Origin of the sequence: Chryseolinea serpens (genome assembly GCF_900129725.1) — a bacterium.
Taxonomy (GTDB): Bacteria; Bacteroidota; Bacteroidia; order Cytophagales; family Cyclobacteriaceae; genus Chryseolinea; species Chryseolinea serpens.
This window is the reverse complement of record NZ_FQWQ01000002.1, coordinates 335,793-344,922: the sequence shown is the minus strand read 5'-3', so window position 1 is coordinate 344,922 and position 9,130 is coordinate 335,793. Positions and strand designations below refer to the sequence as shown.

Here is a 9,130-nt window from a genome sequence, read left to right as displayed (position 1 = left end):
TTTGCTGAAAAATGTTGTTGGCGGAACGCCAACAACGGCTGTCGGTCATAGCGGTGGGTGTTGTACAGTTAACGATGTTCGCCCTGTATTTTTTATCACATCATGAACCGCACGATGCGAGATGGTTTTTTTTACCGGTCGCTCGATTCCTTCAAAACATTTTCAGCATAAAGCCATCCGAACTTCCGGATATGCAGGTAGTTCATTTTTCCGGTCAGTCCAAGCCGTTTGATCAGATCGTTGAGCACTTTTGAGAACACATCGTACGTATCTAATTTTTCAGGATCGAGCGGAAGCTGATTTGTCTTGATGTATTGTTTGTAAAACTCGAGGTGTTGCTCGCTATAAATGGGGAACACATCCGGCCGGTGAAAATTGCAATACACCGAAGCGAAATGGAGCAAGTGATAGGGTTTGCCCTGAAAGTTAGCAGTGGCTATGGCTTCTACCAAAGATAGATCACCTTTTTTCAAACGCTCGTCAATAGCAAGCTTGAGAATGTGCGCCACCATATCGTTTATGATCCCATGGTTACTGACGTCAGGGTCATTGATGGCGCTGATTTTCGTCAGGATGTCCTCGGCCTTTGTGTTCGATGGGATGTTTTGAAACAACTCGAGATTTCGGTTGTCGCTCAGGAAATACATTTCCTGGCGTGAAAATGTATCGAGGTATTTTTTTAGGGTTTCCTGAAAGGGCTGCATATGAATGGCCGTGACGGTAGAACTAAATGTATCAAATTCTCGGGCGCGGATTTTCCTTTGCCAGGGATTTAACGGTAAAAAAAACGCCCATGTAACGGTTAAACTCATGGAGGCTGGCGGCTTAAATTCGGTATTTTAGTATGTCACCGGGCCATCGTCGATCGACGAATGCCGGCGCGTGTCTTAATGCCTAACACCTATGAAAGAAGAAACAACTGCCAAACTGGAGAACCTGAACACCTTGAACAAAAAAGATTTGATCAGGAGCGCCAAAACCTTTTCCAAACAATATCGTGTTGGTGACGGAGAAAAATTCAAGCTGAAGGAATACAGCACAAAACCGAGCATTGATCTTGATGCCAGCGACAAACCCCTGACCAAGCAAGCCCTGCAATTGGGCGTGGATGCCCTCGCCGCTTTGCAAGAGACATTGTACGCGCAGGACAAATGGTCGTTGCTGGTGATCTTTCAAGCTATGGATGCTGCCGGGAAAGACGGCGCGATCAAACATGTGATGTCGGGCGTGAACCCGCAGGGTTGCCAGGTGTCTTCGTTTAAGGCACCCAGCGCCGAAGACCTCGATCACGATTTTCTCTGGCGTTGCCAAAAACATTTGCCGGAGCGGGGACGCATCGGCATTTTCAATCGCTCCTATTATGAAGAAGTTTTGGTGGTGAGGGTTCATGAACAAATCTTAAAATCACAAAAACTTCCCCCGAAGCTGGTGACGGACGACATTTGGAAAAGCCGCTTTAAAGACATTCGTAATTTTGAAAAATACCTGACCCGGAACGGAACCATCATCATCAAGATCTTTCTCAACGTTTCAAAAGACGAACAGAAAAAAAGGTTCATCGAACGGGTGGACGATCCGGACAAGAATTGGAAATTCAGCGCCAGCGATGCACGCGAGCGCAGCTATTGGGATGACTACATGCATGCTTATGAGGAGATGATCCAACACACCTCCACGGAAGATTCGCCCTGGTATGTTGTGCCCGCCGACAACAAAGCCTATGCGCGCATTGCCGTTGCCTCGGCCATCATTCATGCCTTGGACAAAATGAAGCTGGAATATCCGAAGGTGAGCAAAGAAAAAATAGAGGAACTAAACGGGATAAAAAAAGCATTGCTTGCGGAATAGATCGGCCACCGGCACGGTGGAGTCCGGGTTGTTATGGTGCATGGGCGGCACCGGGGAAATTCGTAATTTAGATGAACTGCATGCGAAGCAGTCCCCCATGATCTCACCCCGGCAGTCCATATGCTTTTTTTTATTCTGGATAGCGATCGCCGGCCCATCAACCGTCTGTGGACAGCAAATGAGTGATGCCCAACTGGAACAGAGACTCAGGACGTTGAAAAACGACAGCCTCGATGCATTGCTGCGAAAATTGTATTTGCATGAATTTGGTTTGCCCCCTGACGATGGTATTCTGCAGGCCAGACACGTCGTGGAAATAGCAAAGAAAACAGACAGCAACGAAGCCGTTGCAAAAGCCTACAGCAACGTGGGGCAACTTTGCCTTGATCATGGAAAACTGGCGGAAGCTTTTGGGAATTTTAAGATCTCATATGTTCTTTCGCAATCAGAAAATGCGGCTACGAAGGCCTGGGTTGTTTTGCACATAGCGCATTTTTATTTCAACATCGATTTATTGCCCGAGGCGGAGAAGAAAACAATTGAATCGATAGCCTTGCTCAAGCAATTGAACAAGGACAAGTTGCTGTTCTCGACCACCTATTTTCTTTCCATGATCTATTATCGGGAGAACAAATTTGATTCAGCGATGCAGGTATCAAAGGAAGCGATCGATCTTTTCAAAAATGTCAGCCAGCCCGATCACCAGGACACAACAGAGTTCATCAGCGCCCACAACACCGTGGGGCTTTGCTACTTTTCCAGGGGGGACTATGATGAAGCGTTGGAGTGGTATAAAAAAGTGGTGGACCTCTCGCGGATCTTAAACATGAAAGTGTGGGAAGGAATTGCGAGTGGAAGCCGCGGGAAACTGTATTTGAAACTCGGTTATTTGGAAAAAGCGCTCGAAGAAACCCGCCATGAGCTTTCGATCTCGAAAGAATCGAAGGAGTGGTCGGATGCTTGCAACTCAGCCGTTTCAATGGGAAAGATCCTGACGTTGATGAAGCGATACCGCGAGGCGGAGCTGTACCTGGATTCTGCAAAAAGCTTGTTGCCGCATAGCAAGGAAAACAGGTTCAGATTCACCTACTATGAAGTGAGGGCAGAGCTTTCAAGGGCACAGGGAAAGTTCGAGGATGCGTTTGTGGTCTTGAGGACATTGGCACGGGAGAAGGATTCGGTGGATCATCAAAACGAAATTGCCAACGTCAAGCGGGATGCTGCAAAACAGGAAATTGAAAAACGGGACACGGAGATAGAATTGCTCCAGGCCAGGAATGAAATTTTGGCATTGGAGGCCGGCCGCAGCAGTTTGCTCAGCCAAGTGTTGATCGCCTCCGTCCTTGCCTTTGTTGTCCTGGTGACGATCATCTATACAGCGTACCGGAATAAGCAGTTGTCAAATGCGCAGCTCATGGCGAAGAATGAGGTCATTGAAAAACATGAAAAAGAACTGGTGGGCTCATTGGAGAACCTGAAGGTTGCCCAGGCGCAGCTGGTGCAGTCGGAGAAAATGGCTTCGCTTGGTCAGCTCACGGCCGGCATTGCGCATGAGATCAATAACCCATTGAATTTTATTTTGGGTGGCGTAGAGGCGGTTGGCGATGAGATCCAGGATTTAAAAGTGTTGGCGAAAAATCCGTCCGGACGGGAAACGGATTTGGAAGCGTCTGAAAAAAATATTGGAGATCTTTTGGACACGGTGAAGAATGGTGTTCATCGGATCAATCGAATTATCGACAGCCTCCTGTATTTCTCGGCTCCGCAGCACGACAGCAGGGAAGAAGTTGATATTCACGATACCCTGGAGGCGGCTTTGACGATCATGAACAGCAAGATCAAAGATGCGCAAATCCAAGTCACAAAAGCTTATGGCCACGTGCCCCTGGTTTCTGCGAGCCCCGTTCAACTCAGCCAGGTTTTTCTCAACATCATCGACAACGCTGTTTATGCGTTGCGAAAATCCGAGGGGCAACGGAAGTTGAGGATAACGACCACGTTGCAGGAGGGTAAACTAAAAATAAGTTTTTCCGACAACGGCATCGGGATCCCCGACAAGGTCCTGGGGAATATCATGGACCCATTCTTCACCACGAAGGAAGTGGGTAAGGGCACGGGTCTCGGTTTGTCGATCAGCTTGGGGATCATCAACAATCATGGGGGATCGTTGCAGGTATTTAGCAAGGAGGGAAAGGGTGCGGAGTTCGTTATTTACCTGCCGGTAAACGGGATGGGTAGACCCGATGGACCGAAAGGACATAGGTCTGCTTAACATGATTTTCAATAGCCAAAACCTTACTCATCGTGCACAAAAAAAGAAACGCCAAACCCATGAGTATTCGATTTTAATGCATAACTTCTATACGTATTCCATGCCGATGAATCATTAACAGCAATAGTTATGAAACAAAAAATAATCGAGTCTGCGCTTTTATCGAGTTCGATATTTTTAATGATCGCCTGCGGGCCGAAGAAGGAAGAACCCGCGGCTGCACCTGCCGTTGACAAGGAGCAAATAAAAAAAGAGATCCAAGCCAAGGAAAACCAATTTGCAGAATTGTACAATGCCGGAGAACTGCGTAACATCGGCTACTATGCCGACGATGCAACGTCCTTTTCTCAGAACAAACCACCCCTGGTAGGCAAGCTGGCCATCGTAGAATTTTTGAAAGCCGGCCTTGACGCTTCTTCCAAGGGCAATAAGATTTCATTTGTCACCAACGAGGTTTTTGTGTCATCGGATGGCAACCAGGTGGTTGAGATCGGCTATTACAAATTGTCGGACTCCACGAGTGTCGCGATTAACACGGGGAATTATATGGTTCTGTTTGAAAGAAGAAACGGCGAATATGTAGTTGTGCGCGATATGAGTGCTTCGGATATGCCGCTGGAATAAGACCTTCGCGATGTAACCATCCGCTCAGATCCATCGCACGAAGTTTCAAACGGCAGCGATCGGCTAACGTCTTCTGCCACCACCCCTGGAGCCACCACCCCCCCTGGAACCCCCTCCACCAAAACCTCCACCTCCACCTCCGCTAAAACCACCACTGCTCCGGGAGCCGCTATTATAACGGGATGCCCCGCTTGAACTCGACCTGGACGGAGAAGAAAAGTTGGAGGACTGACGATCAGACACTCCCGCGGATTGCCGGACGGCAGGCGACTGACGCGTCGACGCTCCCGTGGATGGACGGGTGGATGGACGTGTTGATGCTCCGCCGGACGGACGTGTCGACGCCCGGTTCGCTGTACGGTTCGATGCATTGTCACGCCGGTTATAATCGCCGTTTGCCTTGTTGTGGTTCACGGTATTCGACCGGTTCCTGGAATTATTATTGTAATTGTTAAAATTGTTGGTGTTGTGAATGACGGTGGTATTGCCATGATACCCATAACCTCCGTGGTAGTAAGAATGACTGCCGATGTAAATACCGATGGCCATCACGGAAAAGGCCGCAAAATAGGGAGGATAGTATCCATAGTGATACGGCGGATAATACGGAACATAGGCAGGGGAATAAACATATTGTACGATTGGCGCAGATTCGACCACGACAACGGTAGACTTTGCAGGAGCGCTCTTCACAACAACGGTGTCCGGCCCCGTGTAGGCAGGGTTGGCAGTGACGGCCGGGGTTTTGGATTCTTTTAGGTCAACGATATAGTTTTTGCCATACAGGTCTTCATCGCCTACAATCTGCATCGAGATCTTTTTCTTTTCATCCTTCGTTACCAATATCACGGCGACATCCTGTGTTTCTGTTTTACTGACCGCCACCTGGAGAATAAACGTAAAATTATCGCCGTCCTTCTTGGTCTCCACCTTGATGAAATCGACTTTATTGTCCAAATCCAGATCGAGATTATTGATTCCCGTTTTTTCAAGATTCAATGACTTTTCAAAATCTTCGATGGTCTTTGATTTTTGGAAAAGATCCAGCACCGCATAAAGATCCAGGTTGTCGCCCGGCAAGCCCAATAATGTCGAGTCGCGTTCGGTTTGGGCAATGGCGGGTAGCGTGAGCAAACTCAGGGCCACTACCCAGCAGGATAAGATGATCTTTTTCATATAAATGCGGTCGTAAAATGAAATTTCTGTCGGTTTATCGTACGTAGTTTTAAATGCTTCTTGCCATGCGCTTCATTTTAATGATCCTGGTGATGAGATAAATAATCACCGACCATACGCCTGCAATACAGCCATAGGCCATGACCATTAGCCAGAGCGGGGCTTTGTTTCCGGTTGCATAGAGTGATCGATCGTTAAAATTGCTTTCAAACTTACCCGGCGCGCCCCAAGGTACTTTCATCTGCGTTTCAAGCGTGCCCACTTCATCGTTGTCATCCACCAGGGCTACGACGTCGAGGTTTCCAAGCGTGTCGCCCGGGAGATCCGTTCGGTTAAATTCACCTTGAGCGCTGCCGGTAGAATCGGTTGTATAGGATTCTTCTTCACCAATGTTGAGATAGCCCCCCAATCGTTTCACCGCCAGCCGGACATCTACCTCAGCCATGGGCACCCGCGAATTATTTTCGTATTTGAAAAGACGCGCCTTCAAGATCCGTGCACCCCCTTCATTTGCCGTGTCAACCTCCAGAAATGATTTGATCATCGAAAGTTCCTCCTGTGTGGCGTTGAAATCGGCTGAAGAATCGGTATGCGCGAAAAATGTGGGATTGGATTTTTCCTTCCATTTGCCTGCCAACGAGGCCGGCAGCCCAAGGGTGGCGACGCCTTTTTCATTGGTCACCACCTGGCCCATGAGTGACTCGGCGTCAGCATCGTGATTCAGGTAAATTTTCACAGATACGTTTGCCTGCGGCAGGAAAGCCCGGCCAAGTTTATTTTTTGTCTGAACCTGAAGATAGGGCACCCGGTTGTTGATGACATAATAACGGAGATAGATCAGCGATTGACGCTCCTCTTTTTTTGCGGTATTCTCCTGGGCCGCGATCAGGAGTGGACAGCAAATCAATAGTAACACGTTTCTAAGCGCTCTATAGGTTTTCATGGGTCTCACTTCTTTCGGTTACCGTTTCGTAAATGGGTATGATCGGGAACAGCCTGGCAAAAAAAGTGATGATCAGCAAGGCACCGGCCAGCGATCCCATCGTAATGGCCCATTCCTCCCACGAAGGAAAGTAACGCCGATACGACTCGGGAACATCTGTAATGGGAAGGAAAGGATGCAGCAGGGTTGGGGTGACGATGAGGTAACGCTTGAACCACGCACCGACAACGACCATGACACCCGCCACGAAAGCAGGAAACGGCTCCCGGCCTTTCCGGAAGAGCAGCATGATCAATGGAAAGATCATTCCCACCAGGATGGCGAACCAGAAGATCAGCGCATACTTTCCGGCAAACAACTCATGGAGGTGGATTTCTTCCGGCTTCTTCATTTTGAAAGCCGGTACGAGATATTCGTTGACATTAAAATACAGGTAAAGCAAAGCCAGCATGACCACGATCTTTCCCATTTTGTCAAAGAGGTCGGTAGTGATATAATTCTCCAGGTGATACGATCTGCGGAAGAGATACATGGCGACCAACACCGCGCCGCCGCCAACCAGGAATGCGCCCGATATGAAGTAGGCTCCGAAGTTTGTGCTGTCCCAGCCCGGGCGGAACGTGGTGGCGAACAGCCAGGATGTCACGGTGTGAATGGTGAACGCCACGGGAATGATGGTAATGCACAGAATGTAGATCGAGCGGTTGCAGATCCGGAGTTGTTCTTGGGTTCCTCTCCAGAACGAACCCAGCAATCGATAGAGCTTGTTCTGAAAGCCTGAATTTTTTTCCGGGTCGGTGGTTAGGATCTGCAGATCGGGAAGGAGCGGTAAGTACAACAAGAGCAGACTGATCACAAAGTAGGTCGAGATCACCACGACATCCCAAATGATCGGCGATTGAATGCGCAGGTGAAGAAAGATGTTCATGAATCTTTCCGGCCTACCCATATCGACGATGATGATGATGGAAGCAAACACAATCGCAGAGACCGCTATAATTTCTGCAATTCTCGTGAGCGGTGTGCTCCACCGGGCATTGGAGAGTCTCAGGATGGCCGTGATCAGGGAACCGACAAGACTGATGGCGACAAAGAACACAAAATTTGAAATGTAAATACCCCAGGAGGCATAGTCTCTCATGGCGGTTACTTCCAGGCCATAGCGAAGCTGCCGGTAGTAGGCATATGCCCCGATGGCGCAGATGACCAACAATACGAGCGTCCAGATCCGGCCGGCAGTTCCGAATTTCCTGGGATAGAGATCAGCAATGATCTTATCAGCGCTGGTAGTGGATACTTGACTCATCGTGTCGTCCATCAGGTCACCGTGGGTTCTTTGTTTTCGCTCTTGGGTTCAAATGGGAAATTGCGATTCACAGGCGGGAGATAGTAGACACTGGGTTTGGTACCCAGGTCTTCCATGAGCCGGTAGCCGGCCTTATCGCGTACCAATTCGCTAAACCGGAATGTTTCCGCGCCGTTGGTCACACTGTCTTCATTCATATCGCCAAAGAAAAAGACGCCATTGGGGCAAGCGGATACGCAATGCGGCAGCTCGCCTTTTCTGGCCATGTCGGGACAGAAATCACATTTGCCAACCGTTCCAATTTTTTGCGGCGTGCTCGTCTCGCAGGAATACGGCTCACTGGCCAGGGGTTCGGGCACCTGGGGATCTCCCCAATTGAACACTCGCGTGGAATAGGGACAGGCGGCCATACAGAAACGACAACCAATGCAGCGATCGCTATCGATCAACACAATGCCATCTTGCCGTTTGAACGTGGCATCGACGGGACAAACTTTTACACAAGGCGGGTTGTCGCAGTGCATGCACGTGGTGGGTTGCCAGTAGGGTGCACTTTCTTCGGCGTCCTGCATCGCGTCGATCTTGATCCAGTTGTGATCCGGATGCAGGCTGTGTGCATGATTGCAGGCTTCCTTGCACGCACCAACGTTCTTGCACCGGGACAGATCGATGACCATCACAAACTTCTTTCCCTCGATCCCGCGGCGTTCGATGTCGTTGCTGACTTTTGGCAGATCCGGGACCGGTTTCAGAAAAGCGCGATCCACTTCGATCACTTCGCCATCTACCGACAGCAATTTCACTTTCTCCCCGGTCGGCTGGATGTCCTGCGCTTCATGCGTATGACTCTTTCCGCAAGAGCAATTGGCACATCCTGCGGCGGCGGCCAGCCCGGTGGCGAGAAAGTTTCTTCTACTGGTCACGTTGTTTTCCACGGCTCACGTTTTTTTGTTCTTGCAAA

The 9,130-nt window shown here is 49.3% G+C and carries 8 protein-coding genes; 3 read left to right on the top strand and 5 right to left on the bottom strand.

The features are described from left to right. Positions 1–131: 131 nt before the first annotated feature. A complete protein-coding gene (locus BUB30_RS15380) occupies positions 132–704 on the bottom strand; it encodes a hypothetical protein (RefSeq protein WP_073135667.1) in 573 nt (190 codons plus the stop codon). Between the two features lie 199 nt (positions 705–903). Between BUB30_RS15380 and BUB30_RS15375 the strand changes: the two genes are divergently transcribed. The 3 genes from BUB30_RS15375 (at position 904) to BUB30_RS15365 (ending at position 4,744) form a co-directional block, all read left to right on the top strand. Further along, positions 904–1,848, top strand: coding sequence for a polyphosphate kinase 2 family protein (locus tag BUB30_RS15375; protein WP_073135665.1), 945 nt, complete (start codon positions 904–906; stop codon positions 1,846–1,848). Then, positions 1,838–4,120 carry an ATP-binding protein gene (locus BUB30_RS15370; RefSeq protein ID WP_143164943.1) on the top strand — a complete coding sequence of 761 codons (2,283 nt, stop codon included), beginning with the start codon at positions 1,838–1,840 and terminating at the stop codon, positions 4,118–4,120. The genes BUB30_RS15375 and BUB30_RS15370 overlap by 11 nt, the downstream gene beginning before the upstream one ends. 129 nt (positions 4,121–4,249) lie before the next feature. Then, complete coding sequence (locus BUB30_RS15365; protein WP_073135662.1) at positions 4,250–4,744, top strand: YybH family protein; 495 nt, start codon at positions 4,250–4,252, stop codon at positions 4,742–4,744. A 63-nt stretch (positions 4,745–4,807) separates the two neighbouring features. On the opposite strand, the gene BUB30_RS15360 is transcribed toward BUB30_RS15365, so the two are convergent. Genes BUB30_RS15360 through BUB30_RS15345 form a run of 4 tightly spaced genes read right to left on the bottom strand, consistent with a single transcriptional unit; the run spans position 4,808 to position 9,104 of the window. After that, complete coding sequence (locus BUB30_RS15360) at positions 4,808–5,920, bottom strand: hypothetical protein (RefSeq protein WP_073135659.1); 1,113 nt, start codon at positions 5,918–5,920, stop codon at positions 4,808–4,810. Positions 5,921–5,969: 49 nt separating this feature from the next. Next, positions 5,970–6,863, bottom strand: coding sequence for a hypothetical protein (locus BUB30_RS15355; protein WP_073135657.1), 894 nt, complete (start codon positions 6,861–6,863; stop codon positions 5,970–5,972). Then, the gene (gene nrfD, locus BUB30_RS15350) at positions 6,850–8,181 is read right to left on the bottom strand and encodes an NrfD/PsrC family molybdoenzyme membrane anchor subunit (protein ID WP_245804104.1); all 1,332 of its coding nucleotides are present in this window, start codon (positions 8,179–8,181) and stop codon (positions 6,850–6,852) included. Before nrfD ends, BUB30_RS15355 begins: the two co-directional genes overlap by 14 nt. Continuing rightward, the gene (locus BUB30_RS15345; protein WP_073135655.1) at positions 8,181–9,104 is read right to left on the bottom strand and encodes a 4Fe-4S dicluster domain-containing protein; all 924 of its coding nucleotides are present in this window, start codon (positions 9,102–9,104) and stop codon (positions 8,181–8,183) included. Before BUB30_RS15345 ends, nrfD begins: the two co-directional genes overlap by 1 nt. Positions 9,105–9,130: the final 26 nt, after the last annotated feature.

Bases quoted from the DNA above. Each gene is read 5' to 3' on its own strand.
- nrfD (WP_245804104.1), bottom strand. From the start codon at position 8,181: ATGGACGACACGATGAGTCAAGTATCCACTACCAGCGCTGATAAGATC.
- BUB30_RS15365 (WP_073135662.1), top strand. From the start codon at position 4,250: ATGAAACAAAAAATAATCGAGTCTGCGCTTTTATCGAGTTCGATATTT.
- BUB30_RS15360 (WP_073135659.1), bottom strand. From the start codon at position 5,920: ATGAAAAAGATCATCTTATCCTGCTGGGTAGTGGCCCTGAGTTTGCTC.
- BUB30_RS15375 (WP_073135665.1), top strand. From the start codon at position 904: ATGAAAGAAGAAACAACTGCCAAACTGGAGAACCTGAACACCTTGAAC.
- BUB30_RS15380 (WP_073135667.1), bottom strand. From the start codon at position 704: ATGCAGCCCTTTCAGGAAACCCTAAAAAAATACCTCGATACATTTTCA.
- BUB30_RS15355 (WP_073135657.1), bottom strand. From the start codon at position 6,863: ATGAAAACCTATAGAGCGCTTAGAAACGTGTTACTATTGATTTGCTGT.